18 protein-coding genes are annotated in these 18229 nt (G+C 37.9%); 13 read left to right on the forward strand and 5 right to left on the reverse strand.

The annotated features are described in order from the left end of the window. Positions 1 to 194: 194 nt before the first annotated feature. Positions 195 to 884 (reverse strand): DnaA regulatory inactivator HdaA, encoded by a 690-nt coding sequence (gene hdaA / locus NNJ73_RS07875; protein WP_254493573.1) that lies wholly within the window; start codon positions 882 to 884, stop codon positions 195 to 197. Further along, positions 881 to 2092 (reverse strand): AI-2E family transporter, encoded by a 1212-nt coding sequence (locus NNJ73_RS07880; protein ID WP_120100855.1) that lies wholly within the window; start codon positions 2090 to 2092, stop codon positions 881 to 883. Before NNJ73_RS07880 ends, hdaA begins: the two co-directional genes overlap by 4 nt. A 159-nt stretch (positions 2093 to 2251) precedes the next feature. Between NNJ73_RS07880 and purM the strand changes: the two genes are divergently transcribed. After that, on the forward strand, positions 2252 to 3343 hold the full coding sequence (gene purM, locus NNJ73_RS07885; protein WP_254493574.1) for a phosphoribosylformylglycinamidine cyclo-ligase: 1092 nt from the start codon (positions 2252 to 2254) through the stop codon (positions 3341 to 3343). Further along, positions 3340 to 3951, forward strand: a complete 612-nt coding sequence (purN, locus tag NNJ73_RS07890; RefSeq protein ID WP_254493575.1) for a phosphoribosylglycinamide formyltransferase — start codon at positions 3340 to 3342, stop codon at positions 3949 to 3951. The genes purM and purN overlap by 4 nt, the downstream gene beginning before the upstream one ends. A 280-nt stretch (positions 3952 to 4231) precedes the next feature. Here purN and NNJ73_RS07895 read toward each other — a convergent pair whose 3' ends face one another. Beyond that, positions 4232 to 6775 (reverse strand): response regulator, encoded by a 2544-nt coding sequence (locus NNJ73_RS07895; RefSeq protein ID WP_254493576.1) that lies wholly within the window; start codon positions 6773 to 6775, stop codon positions 4232 to 4234. Positions 6776 to 6989: 214 nt separating this feature from the next. Here NNJ73_RS07895 and NNJ73_RS07900 point away from each other — a divergent pair, with 214 nt between their 5' ends. Beyond that, complete coding sequence (locus NNJ73_RS07900; RefSeq protein ID WP_254493577.1) at positions 6990 to 7466, forward strand: flagellar biosynthetic protein FliO; 477 nt, start codon at positions 6990 to 6992, stop codon at positions 7464 to 7466. 52 nt (positions 7467 to 7518) lie between these two features. Here NNJ73_RS07900 and dksA read toward each other — a convergent pair whose 3' ends face one another. Together dksA and NNJ73_RS07910 are read right to left on the reverse strand one after the other, a co-directional pair. After that, complete coding sequence (dksA, locus tag NNJ73_RS07905) at positions 7519 to 7935, reverse strand: RNA polymerase-binding protein DksA (RefSeq protein WP_254493578.1); 417 nt, start codon at positions 7933 to 7935, stop codon at positions 7519 to 7521. A 314-nt stretch (positions 7936 to 8249) separates the two neighbouring features. Further along, entirely contained in the window at positions 8250 to 8783 is a 534-nt protein-coding gene (locus NNJ73_RS07910; RefSeq protein ID WP_254493579.1) for a flavin reductase, read from the reverse strand. Between the two features lie 143 nt (positions 8784 to 8926). Here NNJ73_RS07910 and rpe point away from each other — a divergent pair, with 143 nt between their 5' ends. The 10 genes from rpe to NNJ73_RS07960 all read left to right on the forward strand — a co-directional run bounded on the left by rpe (position 8927) and on the right by NNJ73_RS07960 (position 18037). Beyond that, a complete protein-coding gene (gene rpe, locus NNJ73_RS07915; RefSeq protein ID WP_254493580.1) occupies positions 8927 to 9613 on the forward strand; it encodes a ribulose-phosphate 3-epimerase in 687 nt (228 codons plus the stop codon). Then, positions 9613 to 10920: an adenylosuccinate lyase gene (purB, locus tag NNJ73_RS07920; RefSeq protein ID WP_254493581.1), complete on the forward strand. Its 1308-nt coding sequence runs from the start codon at positions 9613 to 9615 to the stop codon at positions 10918 to 10920. The genes rpe and purB overlap by 1 nt, the downstream gene beginning before the upstream one ends. A 68-nt stretch (positions 10921 to 10988) precedes the next feature. Beyond that, positions 10989 to 11537 carry an alpha/beta hydrolase gene (locus NNJ73_RS07925; RefSeq protein ID WP_254493582.1) on the forward strand — a complete coding sequence of 183 codons (549 nt, stop codon included), beginning with the start codon at positions 10989 to 10991 and terminating at the stop codon, positions 11535 to 11537. 173 nt (positions 11538 to 11710) lie between these two features. Continuing rightward, the gene (gene purC / locus NNJ73_RS07930) at positions 11711 to 12475 is read left to right on the forward strand and encodes a phosphoribosylaminoimidazolesuccinocarboxamide synthase (RefSeq protein ID WP_005773432.1); all 765 of its coding nucleotides are present in this window, start codon (positions 11711 to 11713) and stop codon (positions 12473 to 12475) included. Between the two features lie 86 nt (positions 12476 to 12561). Beyond that, positions 12562 to 12801, forward strand: coding sequence for a phosphoribosylformylglycinamidine synthase subunit PurS (purS, locus tag NNJ73_RS07935; RefSeq protein ID WP_254493583.1), 240 nt, complete (start codon positions 12562 to 12564; stop codon positions 12799 to 12801). 11 nt (positions 12802 to 12812) lie between these two features. Beyond that, positions 12813 to 13484 carry a phosphoribosylformylglycinamidine synthase subunit PurQ gene (gene purQ / locus NNJ73_RS07940; RefSeq protein ID WP_254493584.1) on the forward strand — a complete coding sequence of 224 codons (672 nt, stop codon included), beginning with the start codon at positions 12813 to 12815 and terminating at the stop codon, positions 13482 to 13484. Positions 13485 to 13776: 292 nt separating this feature from the next. Further along, complete coding sequence (purL, locus tag NNJ73_RS07945) at positions 13777 to 15987, forward strand: phosphoribosylformylglycinamidine synthase subunit PurL (protein WP_254493585.1); 2211 nt, start codon at positions 13777 to 13779, stop codon at positions 15985 to 15987. A gap of 60 nt (positions 15988 to 16047) precedes the next feature. After that, the gene (locus NNJ73_RS07950; RefSeq protein WP_254493696.1) at positions 16048 to 16281 is read left to right on the forward strand and encodes a BolA/IbaG family iron-sulfur metabolism protein; all 234 of its coding nucleotides are present in this window, start codon (positions 16048 to 16050) and stop codon (positions 16279 to 16281) included. Between the two features lie 94 nt (positions 16282 to 16375). Continuing rightward, positions 16376 to 16708, forward strand: coding sequence for a Grx4 family monothiol glutaredoxin (grxD, locus tag NNJ73_RS07955; RefSeq protein ID WP_005773426.1), 333 nt, complete (start codon positions 16376 to 16378; stop codon positions 16706 to 16708). 72 nt (positions 16709 to 16780) lie between these two features. After that, complete coding sequence (locus NNJ73_RS07960) at positions 16781 to 18037, forward strand: multidrug effflux MFS transporter (RefSeq protein WP_254493586.1); 1257 nt, start codon at positions 16781 to 16783, stop codon at positions 18035 to 18037. Positions 18038 to 18229 lie beyond the last annotated feature (192 nt).

Below are 18229 nucleotides of genomic sequence, written 5' to 3' on the forward strand. Positions count from 1 at the left end.
AGCTTGTAAAAGTGATGAAAAGAATACTCATCCAATAAAATCTCAAAGCCATTTCTGATACGCATAAAAAAGTAAAAATAATATCTTTCACTTTTAACAGATATTAAGAAAGCAAAAAATTTAAATGACGTGTCCTTCCTTATATTCAAACAATAATAAAAGGAAATATCATGTGAAGTCATGATAAGAAGTGTTTACGTTTTTTTTCTATTCAAAACCTCAGCAATCACAGCACGCGTTATTTTTCTTTTTCTTTGTAACGCCAACTGATCAACAGAATCAATAACATGATTCAATGAAAATAAAGAACGTTCACAACGGCTGATAAGATAATAAACTGTATCTGGATGTACAATAAGCTGTCTATCGGAAAAAAGCTTAAAGGCAACAGCTGTTAACAATGCATCATCAGGCTGATTAATTTCAACAAACATCACCGAATTAAGACGACTTTTTAGATCATTTAACTTTAAATTCCAAGTAGAAGGGAGTGTTCGTGCTGTCATCAATAAAGTAGCTTGTCGTGCATCAACATTTGCTTGCTTAACACTGTTAATTAGATGAAAAAGTTCTGTTTCACTAATTTCACCAGCATCAATATCTTCTATTAAAAATGATCTGCCTAAAGAAGCCATAGCAACAGCTTGATCAATTTTATTGCACTGAATCCTGAATGCATTTGCTTTTTGCTGCCATATACTCGAAAAGTGCGTTTTTCCAGATCCTTCTTTTCCAACCAAAACGGCAATAGGCACACTCCAATTGGGCCAATGATCAATAAGCTGAAAAGCCATACGATTGCTATCCGTCACAACTAAATCATCAAATTGAAAAATCGCTTCGTAAGGAAAATTTAAAGATAATTGCGTTTCTCGCCCATTCATTTTAGTGGCTCCGACTTTCCGCTTCGCGAATACATCTGAGAACTAAGATAAGTATGAAGGGCAAAACGAACTAAAACGCCTACAGCCGCCGCTGCAGGAACAGCCACAAGCATACCAGTAAAACCAAAAAGTGAAGAAAAAGCAAAAAGCGAAAACATCAACCACACAGGATGTAATCCCACGGATGAACCAACAAGTTTTGGTTGAAGAATATAACCTTCAATAAATTGACCAATTAAAAAAAGTACCATCACAATGATGATTCCCCCCCAATTATTGGGATAAAACTGAACCCATGCAATCCCAACAGAAAGAACCAAACCACTCATTGTTCCAATATAAGGAATAAAACTAATAAGGCCAATAAACATACCAACCAAAAGACCAAAATTGAGTCCTGCAATTGTTAAACCAATCGCATAATAGCCTCCCAATATGAGGCAAACGGTTCCTTGTCCACGAACAAAGCCTGCGATAGCTCTATCCATTTCATGAAAAATACTTCGAACGGTTTCAAGATGATCACGTGGTATTAACGAATCAATTGCTGTCACCATACGTGGCCAATCTAATAACATATAAAATGTCACCACAGGCGCCACAACAAATAAGCTAACAATATTAACAATAGACTTTCCTGATTTCAAAAGTGAATTCAAAAGAGATGTAATAAAATCAGAACCTTCTCCCAAAAGCCCTTTAATATTACTCCGTAATTCATTTGGATCACTTCCAAAATAGTGCCTTATCCAATCAAAATCATGTTCAACGAAAAAAGTTTGAATACGATTAATATAAACAGGTAAGCCATCACTCACAAATTGCTGTATTTGCGAACTAATAATAGGAATCAGGATAACTAAAGCAGCAACAAAGATAATAACAATAAATAAGGTAATAAGGACAGTACCAAAAACACGGCGAATACCAAACTTTTCAAGGAGTTGAACAATGGGATTAAGAAAATAAGCCAACACAATTCCTGCCACAAAAGGCAGCAAAATTGATCCAAAAACAAACATAAAAAAAATAAAAAAAATCAGCGTCCCCAGCCAAAAAAAGATTTGTCTTTTCATATTATTTGGCAATGGTAATTGTGTATATGCTGGCGTATAAGTCTTATAACGGTCACGGGATGTACTCTCACTCCCTTTCTTTTTCATAAGTTTCCACGAAGACTGCCCATGATTATCTGATATCTTGCTCATAAAATATCCTAAAAAAAATTCTTCACAAAAATTATAAACATCTTCAAAATAAGGTACAAGTAAAGTTGCTTATTTTCTTATCAATATCTCTTGCAGAGAAAACTCTATCATGGCATTGCATAACATCAAAACCTGATTTTCCATTAAAGGAAGGCTCCAATGAGCAATCAAGATCTTACAAAAAATAAATCCAAGACTGGTCTTACCTACGCAAAAGCCGGTGTAAACATCGATATGGGTAATGCTATGGTAGAAAAAATTAAACCCTTTATACGCGCGACAAAACGAGCCGGAGCAGATGCAGAAATTGGCGGTTTTGGTGGCCTTTTTGATTTAAAAGCAGCCGGATTTGCAGATCCTATCTTAGTCGCAGCCAATGATGGTGTGGGAACAAAACTAAAAATTGCCATTGAAGTAGACTATCACCACACTGTAGGCATTGATCTGGTTGCTATGTGTGTCAATGATTTACTTGTACAAGGAGCGGAACCTCTTTTCTTTCTGGATTATTTTGCAACTGGAAAACTTGACCCTGAACAAGGTGCTGCAATTGTTTCTGGCATTGCAGAAGGATGTAAACAAGCCGGCGCTGCTCTTATTGGGGGAGAAACTGCAGAAATGCCAGGAATCTATGCAGAAGGAGATTATGATCTAGCAGGTTTTGCGGTAGGCGCATGTGAACGCAGCGCGCTTCTCCCTTCAAAAGATCTAACAGAAGGCGATATTATCTTAGGTCTAAGCGCCTCTGGAATTCATTCCAACGGCTTTTCGCTTGTTCGACGAATCATTCAAGAAAGTCATCTCAAATGGAATGACCCTGCCCCTTTTTCCCCCAAAAACAGCCTTGGTACAGCACTCCTAACACCAACACGCATTTACGTGAAATCGCTTCTTCCCATCATGCGAAAATACGAAGGAATTAAGGCTCTAGCGCATATTACAGGTGGAGGCTTTCCTGAAAATATTCCACGTGTCATTCCCTCTTCTCTTTGCGCTGAAATTAATCTTTCTAATATCAATGTTCCCTCCGTCTTTTCATGGATTGCCAAACAAGGTAAAATAGAAGAAACAGAAATGTTACGAACGTTCAATTGTGGTATTGGCATGATCATTATCGTCGCACAGCATGCGGCTGAAACAATTACGCAAGCTCTTGAAAAAAATGGAGAGACTGTGACTCCCCTTGGTATTTTAATAAAACGCCAAGATCAAAATAAAGGAATACTTTATAAAGGGGGACTGTATTTATGAAAAAACGAATCGTTGTTTTCATTTCTGGTAATGGATCCAACATGGTCGCCCTTGCTCAAGCAAGTCAGCAAAAGGAATATCCTGCTGAAATCGCCGCTGTTATTTGCGATAATCCACGTGCAAACGGTATTGAAAAGGCACAAAATCACAACCTACCTATTCATATTGTTGATCGCAAAATTTACAAAACAAAAGAAGAGCATGAAGAAGATATTTTCACGATTTTAGATCAATATAAACCGGATTTTATCTGCTTTGCGGGGTATATGCGCCTTATCTCATCGTGTTTCGTAAAACGTTATGAGGGACGAATTTTAAACATTCACCCTTCTCTTTTACCCTCATTTAAAGGCTTAAATACGCATGAAAGAGTTTTACAAGCAGGCGTGAAAATCACGGGGTGCACTGTTCATCTTGTTACAGAAGACATGGATGCAGGCAAAATCCTTGCCCAAGCAGCCGTTCCAGTCTATCCTGATGATACCGCTGAGTGCTTAGCACAAAGAGTTCTTAAAGCAGAGCATAAACTCTATCCCGAAGCCCTAAAAGTATTTATTGAAGGAAAAAGCAGAATAGCCGATACGCAACAACAACTCTTATCCTTTTGAATGTATCAGCAATCTTATAGCATTTTTTAACGTTGTAGATACAGTTTATCTTTAGAATCTATGATTAAAAAAAACTCTAAAGTTGACAGGGTAAAGTCTATTTCTTTATAAATTTTTGCGTAGAATATGCAATTATTTTGAATTTTAGTTAAATTTCCAAATCGTTCTTCTTCATTTCGTTTTCTAGACATTGCCACGAGCTCTATTGAATCAAAATACTCTCGTATTTCCCCTAAAAAATCTTAAAACACGCAATTTTTCTATCGCATCTATTTTTGTGTCATGATGCAAGTGTTTCTTTAACTGTTAGAGCTAACTGTTTGAGTGTAAAAGGTTTAGATAAAAAACCAAAAACAGCATCTTGTGGAAGATTCTTAGCAAAAGCATCTTTTGCATATCCAGAAACGAAAAGAAATTTGATATCAGGATAGTTTTTACGGACTTCCTTCAATAAAGTGGGCCCATCCATTTCTGGCATCACCACATCGGAAACAATAATATCAACAACGCCTTTTTTTTCCTCAAGAATAGAAAGGGCTTCCACCCCACTAGCTGCCTCCAAAACCGTATATCCTCTCATTTGAAGAGCTCTTACCCCCCCCATTCTGACCGCATCCTCATCTTCAACCAATAAAACAGTCGCAGATCCTGTTAAGTCTATATTTTTATCTTTCTCTTCCTCTTTTTCAATTTTTTGAGAAATTTCTCCTTTTATATCTGGGATATAACGGGGCAGAAAAATATGAAATGTTGCTCCTTCTCCCTCTTTACTTTCACAATAAATATACCCACCACTCTGCTTGATAATTCCATAAACCATTGATAAACCAAGGCCTGTTCCTTTTCCAACTTCTTTGGTTGTAAAAAAAGGCTCAAACATTTTTTCTTGTACAGCAGTAGATATCCCAGTTCCTGTATCTGAAATAGTCAATTGCACATATTCACCAATTGCTAAACCAAGATGATTAAAGTCAGCACTTTGTTGTTTTGTAATATTGTTTGTTGCAATCGTAACAATACCTCCATCAAACATAGCATCACGCGCATTAATAACCAAATTCATAATCACACGCTGAAAAGAGGCTTGATCGACCTCAACGCTCCACAAATCTCTTCCATGAATAATTTTTAACTGAATATTATTTCCCAAAAGGGGTAAAATAAGATTGCGGATATCTGATAAAAATTCAGTGAAATCAACCTCTTCAGGTCGAAGGGTTTGCTTTCTAGAAAAAGCAAGTAATTGCTGGACAAGAGCAGCTGCACGATTAGCATTATTTTTAATATTGATCAGATCAGCATGAGCAGGATCAGAGCTACGATGCGTATTTAAAAGAAGATCACATGACATTAAAATTGCTGTCAAAACATTATTAAAATCATGCGCAATGCCACCTGCCAATTGTCCAACAGCTTGCATCTTCTGGCTTTGCATCATTTTATCTTCAAGTGTTTTTTGTTCTGTTGTTTCAATGGCAGAGATAATAATCAAATCTTGTAGCGTATCACCATGATAGGGTGGTACAGACATCACATGGAGGCGTAAATGGCGTTCTTCATTCTTTTTTAAAACCGTTTCCAGAGAAACAAAATAATTTTTATTGGTCGCAATTTTCTGAAAAGCACGCTCTAACTGCATACAATCACGACGAGAAATAATATCATAAAAACTGATAGTCTTATCCATACATGCCGTAAGTGATGAAAAAGCATTATTCATATGAATCAATTGCCCTTCCTGATTTACCACGGCTATTGCAAAAGGACTCGCATCAAAATATTCTTCTAATATACTCGGTAATTTTGATTGATCATCCTCTTCTTTTTGTATTTGTTGTGGAATAATCACAATACGATAAACGGCTTCCTCCTCTAAGAGAGAAGAAGCAGAAATAAAACAATGAAATATTTTCTCACCTATCGTCTGTGAATTTAAACACAATGAAAATCTATAAGGTAAAGAGTAACCTGAGTTTTGATATCTATTAGTTTGTAAACAAATATCACTCCATGAGCTTTTAACGCCAGCGCTCTCAAATAATGGATCAAAATGATATTGACCAACCGAAAAATTTGCTAAATCAATAGAGAACCATTCGGAAAAAACCGCATTGGCATAAAGAAGTGTACCTTGTGTATTAACGGATACAAAACCAATAGGCGCTTGATCTAAGTGATTAATCGCCTCTTGAAGGTTAGAGAAAAAAACTTCTCGGTTTTGTTGTAAATGCGAAATATCGCTAATACGCCAAAATAAAAGCTTTTTTTTCCGTTTTGTAATAGGTTGAACCGAGATATTATACCAAACAGATTTTTTTTGTGTAGAATCGGTAAAGATTGGTTGCTCTACTCTTAGCTCTTCTTGCGCAGCAAAGTTATTATAGGCTGCAACTTTTAAGCGATAAGAAAGTGCACCAGCTCCTGGAAGATCAGCAATAACCCTATAACAAGACTCTTCAGGCTTATAGGTTAGAATTTTTTGATAATTTTGATTAGAATAATAAACAAAACCAGAAAGATCAGAGATTACAATTGTATCATCGCTCCTATTAAAGATGCTAAAATCAAAATCTTCATGTAGCCACAATGCGTGGCATCTTAACATTCCCATTCCACTTAAAATGAGTGTTGCAACACCGATAGTGGCTAGAATCAAAAAAGAGGCCACCACAGCCTTTTGCAAATAACTTTGTGGATAAAAAAAATCTAAAATGCCCACAGTGAAAAGGAAAACAAAGATAAAAACAACACCTAAAATAACAACTCTCCGACGAACAGAAGACGAAGACGCTGATCTTTCATTATTCTCAAAACCTTTATCCATCTCTCTTTGCCTTAGATTTAGCTGTCTCTTATGCTAAGAAACTTCCTTTATATTCATTGTTATAAAATATATACTATGATATCACCTTTCTAAGAAAGCTCACTTAATGTTAAAAAGTTTATTTCTTTGTCTTTAAGTGAAACTTTTAAGGGGATGTTTATAAATTTATCTCAATAAAAAACGATAGTTTCCATACCAAAATGGGAGAAAATCTATGGTTATCTGGTTATCAGAGCAAATAGGTACATCTGCTGCAAACATAACGATAAGTTTTTTGTTTTTTATAATAACAATCACAGCTCTTATCATAATTATCTTGTTTTTACGCCGTTTAAATATGGGAAGATACAACACGAATAGAAAAAAAAGTCTATCACGATTAGCATTATGTGAAGCAATTTCTCTAGATCGAACACGTCGCCTTGTTTTAGTCCGTTGTGATAATAAAGAACATTTACTCCTTATTGGCGGATTAACAGATGTGGTTGTAGAATCCGATATTACCAGCACATCCAGAACACAAAAGAGAGAAATGCCCCCCCACTCCACCTCCTCCCTTCCAGAAAGAAACGAGACGACAGATAAAACCTCCTTTTCTTTTACGAATCAAACGGTAAAAGATTCAGCCATCACGGCCGAAATTGAAGGGAGGCAAGAACCATCTTTGTTTATTCCCACCCCTCCAAAATAAAATATACAATTTGATCACTTACGAACTTCGTTTGTTTATCGTTCTCATGACTTTAATCATCACGATAAACTTTTTCACGTCGTTCGTGACGTTCTTGTGCTTCCAGTGACAAAACGGCAATCGGCCGAGCCTCAAGACGCTTTATACTAATAGGCTCGCCGGTTTCTTCACAAAAACCATATGTCCCATTATCAATTCGCTCCAAGGCAGCATCTATTTTTGAAATAAGTTTCCTTTGACGATCACGAGCACGTAATTCAATTGTACGATCAGTTTCACAAGATGCCCGATCGGTCAAATCTGGTTGAACAACATTCTCTTCCTGCAAATTCTCCAAAGTCTCACGCGCTTCTTTTAAGATATCATTTTTCCAAGAAATCAATTTAGCACGAAAATACGCCTTTTGCCGTTCATTCATAAAAGGCTCATCTTCACTAGGGCGATATTGACCATCAATCTCTTCGCTCATGCAATAAAAAACCTCCACATCTGCTCTGTGGGGTCTATATATTGTGCAATACCCATCAACACAAGAATAAAATGTTCTTTCATAACAATCTATAAATATGTCTAAATACGCTGTTTGATCCTGATCGATCCTGATCGCTTTTTTGCCTAAGTTGGAATTTTGATCAAAGATCACCCCAAAATCATCTTTCTCATTTATTAAGAAACCTCAAAAAGAAGAAAGTTCCAAGCAATCTCCCTCCTCCTTTTTCAGTGCTCTAAAATTTAAATGGAACACCAATAAATCATTTCACCAATGCCAAAAAATAAAAATCTTTATAAAGGTAAAGTGTGATATCTACGATTCAAATACATCAAAGCATCTTTTTCTTGATTTCGGTTGATTGCAACAACTTCACCAATCAAGATACAATGGGTTGCATGTTCGTGCCAACAAATTAAACGACAATCAAAAGAGGCTAAAGCATCTGAAAGACTAGGCGCTCCCGTCTGCAAAGTTCCCCATTGAGTCCTATCAAAACGCTCATTTTGTGTGACATTGCAACGCCTTGAAAAGGCATCCGCTAATGGGCGATGTTTTCCTGCCAAGCTATTAACACAAAAAATTCCATTCTCCATAAACACATGATTCTTCAGGTTATGGCGCATCAGACAAACAAGAAGCGTTGGAGGATTATCTGATAAAGAACAACACGCCGAAACTGTCACCCCGCGCTTTCCTTTAATGCCATCTGTTGTCACAATATGCACAGCGCCTGCAAAATGACTCATAGCATCTCGATATTCTTGCGAAGAAACGGTAATATTATCTTGAAGTTCAGGCTTCAAATATGTTTTATGATTCGACATATCTTTCACTTATCAAACTTTAAAATTTCAAGCGATCTTTGTATAAAAAATCTATAATACGTATTTTTCTTTTTCGTCATAACACAAAAGATATTTGTGTATACAGAGCGACATGATAAAAACAGCCAATCAAGGAGATTTTTATGCCCCATTCTCATCTCATTTCACCTTCTCTCTTGGCATCTGATTTTTCCAAACTTGGGCAAGAAATATTAGATGTTGTAGACGCTGGTGCAGATTGGCTCCATCTTGATATTATGGATGGGCACTTTGTTCCGAACATCACCTTTGGCCCTGAAATCGTCAAGGCTCTGCGTCCACTCACCAAAGCAATATTTGATGTCCACCTGATGATCAAACCAGTTGATCCTTATTTGGAAGCTTTTGCAAAAGCAGGTGCAGATATTATAACTATTCATGCTGAAGCAAGTCCCCATCTTCATCGCTCACTCCAAACAATCAAAGCAATGGGTAAAAAAGCAGGAATTGCACTCAATCCAAGCACCCCTGAACATGTCCTTGAATATTTGCTTGATCAATTAGATCTCATCCTCATCATGACGGTTAATCCAGGTTTTGGTGGACAAAATTTTATTCCAGAAATAAAAGATAAAATTAAGCGCGTTAAAAGCATGATTGCAAACCGCCCTATTGATCTTGAAGTTGATGGTGGTATCACCGTTGATACAATTGGAATAACTGCAAAAGCTGGTGCAAATGTATTTGTTGCAGGCTCTGCAATTTATAAAAACGGAAACAAAGAGCTTTACAAAGCACGCATGAGTGCACTGCGCCAAGCCGCACTCCTCTCACAACAAGGAAAAAAATAATGATCGCACGTTATTCCCGCCCTGAAATGGTAGCAATTTGGTCTCCCGAAACGAAATATCGTATTTGGTTTGAAATTGAAGCCCATGCCTGTGATGCCCTTGCTCAACTGGGGGTTATTCCTAAAGAAGCCGCCAAGATCATTTGGGAAAAAGGGGCATCCGCTGAATTTGATGTCAATCGTATTGATGAAATTGAAGCTATTACCAAACATGATGTTATTGCTTTTCTAACCCACCTCGCTGAATTCATTGGACCAGAAGCGCGCTTTATCCACCAAGGCATGACATCATCTGATGTTCTTGATACAACGCTGAGCATTCAATTGATGCGTGCGAGTGATATTTTGCTCAAGGATATAGACCAACTCCTTGAAGCCTTAAAAAGACGTGCTTTTGAACATAAAGAAACCATCACTATTGGGCGAAGTCATGGCATTCATGCTGAACCAACAACATTCGGCGTCAAATTCGCTCTCGCATACGCTGAATTTTCCCGTTGTCGCAAACGTCTTCTTGCTGCACGCGAAGAAATTTCTACTTGCGCGATTTCAGGCGCTGTAGGAACTTTTGCCAATATCGATCCACGTGTTGAAGAACACGTCGCAAAAGCCTTGAGGATGCGTGCTGAACCCGTTTCCACCCAAGTCATACCACGGGATCGTCATGCGATGTTTTTTGCAACACTTGGTGTTATTGCGTCCTCTATTGAAAGGCTCGCGATAGAAATACGCCATTTACAGCGAACGGAAGTTCTCGAAGCAGAGGAACATTTCTCACCAGGGCAAAAAGGCTCCTCGGCAATGCCTCATAAACGTAATCCAGTTTTAACAGAAAATTTAACGGGATTAGCCCGTATGGTTCGTGCATTTGCACTCCCTGCCATGGAAAATGTAGCACTTTGGCATGAACGCGATATTTCTCACTCATCTGTCGAGCGTTATATTGGCCCTGATGCAACGATCACACTTGATTTTGCTCTTTCTCGCCTCACATCTGTCATTGACAATCTCATTGTCTATCCAGAAAATATGCAAAAAAATCTCAATAAATTCCGAGGTCTTGTTCACTCACAACGGGTACTTTTAGCACTCACACAAGCAGGAATCAGCCGCGAGGATTCGTATCGAATTGTACAACGAAATGCGATGAAGGTTTGGGAACAAGGAAAAGATTTTTTAGAAGAACTGCTCAATGACAAAGATGTTAACAAAGCTTTAAGTGAATCAGAGCTTCGAGAAAAATTTGATCTCTCTTATCACACCAAACATATCAATACGATTTTTAAACGTGTTTTTGAACAACAATAGAACAACATAGAAAGCCTAAATCTATTCCCTCTATGATCAAAAAACTATTGTAACAAAGAAAACAATTCATGAAAGCAAATCAACTCGATATTCTTATTGTTCCTGGCTACAAAGGATCTGGCCCTGATCATTGGCAAACACGTTGGGAGAAAAAACTGTCGACAGCCCGCCGCATAGAACAAGCCCATTGGTCAAAACCTGTTTGTGATGAGTGGGTTAATGAAGTTAAAACCGCCATCGCACAAGCTCAAAGGCCTGTTATGATTATCGCTCATTCATTAGGGGTTCCTACCGCACTTCATGCAACGGTACAAAATGCAGAAAAAATTTGTGGCGCTTTCTTTGTTGCGCCTCCCGATGTCGCTAATGAGAAAATACGCCCCAAACATTTAATGACATTTGGACCCTATCATCGTCAAAAGTTACCTTTTCCTTCTATTGTCATAGCCAGCCGCAACGATGAATTTTGTCAATTTTCAGTAGCAGAAAAAATCGCTCATGACTGGGGTTCCTTCCTTGTTGATGCTGGATATTCCGGCCATATTAACGCAGAATCTGGACACGGACCTTGGCCTGAAGGACTTATGGTTCTCTCTCATTTTCTTGCAAAAATTTGATCTCAAAGAGGATATCTTTTTTCTTATTACCTCTATATCTTTCCCTTTAAGAAGATGTATCATGACAAAAATTATAAAAGTATCATAGCAATATCATTGAGAATTTAGATCAATTAGGATAGTATCACTTACTAATGTTAATACAAACCTCTCAAGCTAAATAGAGAATTATAATGAATCGTCGCCACCGTATTTATGAAGGCAAGGCCAAAATTTTATATGAAGGTCCTGAACCAGGAACATATATTCAATTTTTTAAAGATGATGCCACGGCCTTTAATGCAAAAAAACATGAAATTATCGACGGAAAAGGGGTTTTAAATAACCGAATTTCGGAACATATCTTTAGCCACCTTGGACGTTTGGGTATCCCAACACATTTCATCAAACGCATAAATATGCGCGAACAGCTTATTAAAGCGGTGGAAATCATTCCATTGGAAGTTGTTGTTCGCAATGTCGCGGCTGGCTCTCTTGCAAAACGTTTAGGACTAGAAGAAGGAACCCCACTCCCGCAATCCATCATAGAGTTCTACTATAAGAATGATTCTCTTGATGATCCGATGGTGACAGAGGAACATATCACTGCTTTTGGGTGGGCTGTCCCACAAGAGCTAGAAGATATCATGCAACTTTCAATTCGTATTAATGATTTTCTTTCTGGGCTTTTTGCCGGTGTCAATATCCAGTTAATTGATTTTAAAATGGAATTTGGTCGCCTGTGGGAAGATGAAACAATGCGCATTGTTCTTGCTGATGAAATTTCACCTGATTCTGCACGACTATGGGATATGCAAACACGAGAAAAAATGGATAAAGATCGTTTTCGTCGTGATATGGGGGGGCTTATTAACGCCTATCAAGAGGTTGCCAAACGCCTTGGTATTATGAATGAAAATGAACCAACTCGGCCAAGTGGTCCCGTTTTAGTAAAATAAGAAAACGCGTCAAGGTAAAGTAATTATACCCTTCTATCAATACACCTCTTCAAAGAAGAGGTTCTTTTAAAAACAGGAAGCAAAAAATGAAAGCACGCATTACAGTTACTTTAAGAGAAAGCGTCCTTGATCCACAAGGAGAAGCAATTGTTGGTGCTTTAAAAAGTTTAGCTTTCGAAGGTATTCAATCCATTCGTCAAGGAAAAGTTTTTGATATTGTTCTTGATGATCACCCCTCTGAAACAGCAAAGACAAAACTTGCGCAGATGTGTGAAGAATTACTCGCAAATACTGTCATTGAAAATTATACTATCGAACTTCTTTAAGTGGAACACTCATGAAAACTGCCATCATTCAGCTTCCTGGATTAAATCGCGACCGAGATATGGTTGCAGCATTGCATCATATAACAGGAGTTGAGCCCCTCAAAATTTGGCAAACAGAAACAACAATTCCAGATGTAGATGTTATTATTATTCCGGGTGGTTTTTCTTATGGCGACTATTTGCGATGTGGGGCTATTGGAGCACGAACCCCCGTCTTAAAAGCTATTCGTGAAAAAGCACAAAAAGGGGTTACGATAATAGGTATTTGTAATGGATTTCAAATTTTGTTGGAAGCTGGATTGCTCCCTGGGACTTTAATGCGTAACGCCTCCTTAAAATTTGTTTGTCGTGAAGTCAAACTTGAAGTCGTTAACGCCAAAACAAAATTTTCTCGATATTATTCTAAAGGACAAATTATTCGTTGTCCTGTTGCCCACCATGATGGAAATTACTTTACTGACAGTGAAACATTAAAACAGATGGAAGATAACGACCAAATTGTTTTTCGCTACGCAGAAAATACAAACCCTAATGGCTCAATAAAAGATATTGCTGGTATTGTTAATAAAGCTGGTAATATTCTTGGTATGATGCCCCATCCTGAAAACTTTATTGAACCTGCTCACGGAGGGATTGACGGTCGTTTATTTTTTCAAAGCGCTTTAGAATTAGTTAATAGGTGATGCTACAAAAATCCCTGTACGCAATAACTTTAAAAACAAAAGTCTATATTATTTGTCACGTTGTAAATCTATAAATGAAATTCTATACAAATAACAATGGATATTATTAAATACATAATTATTTGAGATTGTTTTTGGTCTTGAAATCCCCCCCAGCCAAACGAACAAAATCTTCAGTTTACGCTCTCATGAATACTTTTATTATTAAACCACGTAGTTTTTCATAATCTAAGCTGCTAGATTAAAAAAAATTAAAATGCTAAATTTCGATTAATTTGATGGATAAATACTCATGAATCCTTGCAATAACATCACGATTACACCAGAGCTCATTGCACAACACGGTCTAAAAGAGGACGAATATCAACGTATCCTAACGTTAATCGGGAGAGAACCAACATTTACTGAATTGGGAATTTTTTCTGCAATGTGGAACGAACATTGTTCCTATAAATCCTCTAAAAAATGGCTCAAAACACTTCCAACAGAAGGAAAGTGTGTCATTCAAGGTCCTGGTGAAAATGCTGGTGTTGTTGATATTGGTGAAGGGCAATGTGTTGTTTTCAAAATGGAAAGTCATAACCATCCTTCTTATATTGAACCGTATCAAGGGGCCGCAACAGGTGTTGGTGGTATTTTACGTGATGTTTTTACAATGGGTGCCCGTCCTGTTGCAGCGATGAATGCATTGCGTTTTGGTGCTCCAGATCACCCCCGAACACGCCATCTTGTCTCTGGTGTTGTCTCTGGAATAGGTGGTTACAGCAATTCTTTTGGTGTTCCAACAGTTGGTGGGGAAATCAATTTTGATGAGCGTTATAATGGCAATATTCTCGTTAACGCTTTTGTCGCCGGGATTGCAAAGACAGACGCCCTTTTTTATTCTAAAGCACAAGGCGTAGGGCTCCCTGTTGTTTATCTTGGTGCCAAAACAGGGCGAGATGGTGTTGGTGGAGCAACAATGGCTTCTGCTGAATTTGATGATTCAATCAGTGAAAAACGCCCAACTGTTCAAGTTGGTGATCCTTTTACAGAAAAATGTCTTCTTGAAGCGTGTTTAGAGCTCATGGAACTTGGAGCCGTGGTTGCTATTCAAGATATGGGGGCTGCAGGACTCACCTCTTCTGCCGTTGAAATGGGTGCAAAAGGGAATCTAGGAATACAGCTTAATCTCGATAAAGTTCCCATTCGTGAAGAAAACATGACAGCCTATGAAATGATGCTTTCTGAAAGTCAAGAACGTATGCTCATGGTCCTTAAACCAGAGCTAGAACAGCAAGCTGCAGCAATTTTTCATAAGTGGGGGCTCCATTTTTCCATTATTGGAAAAACAACCGATGATTTACGTTTCCGTGTCTTTCATCAGGGAGAAGAAGTTGTTAATCTTCCCATCAAAGAACTTGGTGATGAAGCACCTGTTTATGATCGCCCTTGGAGTGAGCCTGCAAAAAAAACACTTCTGAAAGCAGAAGACGTCAAAAAAGTTGAAAATCTTGGTGATGTGCTTTTGACCTTATTGAATTCTGCTAATCAAAGCTCACGACGGTGGGTTTATGAACAATATGATACGCTTATCCAAGGAAATAGCCTCATTTGTCCAGGAAGTGACGCAGGCGTTATCCGCGTCAGCAATAAGAGTAGACGAGCTCTTGCTTTTTCTTCTGATGTAACCCCGCGCTATTGTGAAGCAGACCCTTATGAGGGAGGAAAACAAGCTGTCGCAGAATGCTGGAGAAATATTAGCACGACAGGTGCAACACCACTGGCTGCGACAGATAATCTCAATTTTGGAAACCCTGAAAAACCTGAAATCATGGGACAACTGGTTTTTGCAATTAAAGGCATCGGAGAAGCTTGCAGAATCCTCGACTTCCCTATCGTTTCAGGCAATGTTTCTCTTTACAACGAAACAAATGGGGAGGCTATTTTTCCTACCCCCACAATTGCTGGTGTAGGACTTCTGAATGATTGGTCAAAAATGGTCACAATAAGTGGTATGCAAAATGGAGATAGTATCATTTTAGTGGGAAATTGTGGCTCTCATTTAGGACAATCAATCTATGCACGTGACATTTTAAATATTGATGCAGGTGCCCCCCCCCCTGTAGATTTGCAACTTGAAAAAAAGCATGGTCAATTTGTCCGAGATGTTATTCATAACGGTTTTGTTCATGCCGCTCATGACATTTCTGATGGGGGATTAGCGATTGCACTTGCTGAAATGGTCATTAAAGCAGGGAAGGGAATCAAAGTAAAATTAAGCAATAAATCTCCCCACCATGCAGAACTTTTTGGAGAAGACCAAGGACGTTATCTCTTAGCCGTCAAACCTGATGCTCTCAACAATCTTAAAGAGCATGCACAAACCCACGCTATTTCTTTAATAGAGCTAGGTCAAGTTGAGGGAGATTCCCTTCATATAGATGGGATATTCGCACTTTCAGTAGAAAGTCTCACACAAGCCTATGAGAACTGGTTTCCACAATTTATGGGTGAAAAATAAAAATTTATTCTTTCTCTTAAAACACTCTTACGAAAAAATGAACGATATAGGAGGATAATGATGGCAATGAGTGCCCATGCAATTGAAAAGCTTATTCATGAAGGTATTCCCGATGCGACTGTAACAATTCGTGATCTTGCTGGAGATGGGGAACATTATGCTGCAGAAGTTATCTCTGAAAGTTTTCGTGGTAAAACCCGTGTTCAGCAACATAAAATGGTCTATGATGCCCTTAAAGGTAATATGGGAAATGACCTTCACGCCTTAATGTTACAAACAAATATCCCAAAATAGTCTAAAATTTCTTCTTGCATTCATTCATTCAATACGATTAAAAATAGTACGAACATTACACACTTATAAAAATCTGAGATATCGAGGAATAAAAATGACCACTGTTCATGATTTTATTGACAACGAGATTAAAACAAACGACGTCATTTTATTCATGAAAGGAACACCTGACGCTCCACAATGCGGTTTTTCAGGGCAAGTTGTTCAGATCCTCAACTATTTAGGATTGGACTATAAAGGGATTAATATTCTGACTTCTGACGAATTGCGTCAAGGGATTAAAGAATACTCAAATTGGCCAACAATTCCACAGCTTTATGTCAAAGGTGAATTTATTGGAGGGTGTGATATTGTTAAAGAAATGTTTCAAAACAATGAGTTACAGGAACTTTTGAAAGAAAAAAATATTCCGTGTAATCAATCATAGGTATCTTTTATTTTATTCAGACTCTTGAAAGAGAGCTGTTTTTAGACGAAATTTTTATTTCAAGGATGCCATATGTCATATTCAGTTGATGAACAAACGCATAGTGATGCGATTAGAAAAAAAATTGGCTATAAAGAATTTGTTATTCTAATTGCTTCACTCATGGCTATTAATGCTATAGCTGTAGATATTATGTTGCCAGCTATGCCCAATATTTTGGAAGGATTAAATGTTCTCAACGAGAATGATCAACATTATATCATTTCGAGTTATCTTATTAGCTATGGTATTGCTCAAATATTTTTTGGTCCAATTAGCGATCGATATGGGCGACGTAAACTTATGCTTATTGGGCTTGCTTTTTATTCATTTACGGCGATTGGTTGTGCCTTTGTAACTGATTTTTCTCTCTTGCTTATTTTGCGTGTCTTGCAAGGCATTGGGGGAGCGTCTATGCGCGTCCTTACAGTTTCTGTCGTCCGTGATCTCTACAGTGGTCGAAAAATGGCAGAAGTCATGTCTATTGTTATGATGGTTTTTCTTGTTGCACCCATGGTTGGTCCCGCAACAGGACAGATCATTTTACTGCTCGGGCACTGGCAATTTATTTTTGTTTTCATGGCAATGATTGGTTTTGGACTAATGATTTGGATTCTATTTCGCTTGCCCGAAACACTTCATGAACAACGCCCTCTTTCCTTTTCTTCCATTAAACACAACTTATGGATTGTTGTGACAAATCGTACTACACTTTGCTACACACTTGCAACATCCATCATTTTAGGCTGTATTTTTATTGCTGTTAATACATCGCAACAAACCTATGAAGGAATTTATAACTTAGGCTTTTGGTTTCCGATAGCTTTTGCCATCGGCGCTGCATTTCAGGCTTTTTCATCATTTATGAATTCTCAACTTGTTGGATGTCTTGGAATGCGGCGTATTGCCCATACAATGCTTTTGCTCTTTTGTGCCACTTCATGCATTTGGTTTATTGGATCCGTCTTAGCAGGTGGCGTTATCTCTTTCCCCTTTTATATGACGTTATATTGTATATTAATGTTTACCTGCGGTGGTATAATGGCCAATTTCAATACACTCGCTCTCGAATCTCTGGGCGAAATTGCTGGTACAGCCTCTTCTGTCTCCGGATTTCTCCAAACATCTATCGGTGCAGGGCTGAGCTTTTTTGTAGCGCAACAATTTGATGAAACAACCATCCCAAACTCAGCAGGATTTTTCTTTCTCAGTCTCGTTGCCATCCTTCTTGTCTTATGGGCTGAACGTGGTCATCTCTTTAGGCAATATCATCATAATCCTAACGAATAAGTATGCTTACGCGCAAGATTAATAACATCTCTCTTGAAGAAGAAAGATAGGCCTTTCACACAAAACAGAATACCTCCCAATAGGACACTTTTGTGTTAAACATTCACATATTTGTTTTAAAGATAATACACTTCTCAAAACATCAAATCATTGCACGATAGCCCTTATGCATGATATAAAACATTCTATCAT

This window comes from Bartonella sp. B1099 (assembly GCF_944801835.1).
GTDB lineage: Bacteria > Pseudomonadota > Alphaproteobacteria > Rhizobiales > Rhizobiaceae > Bartonella.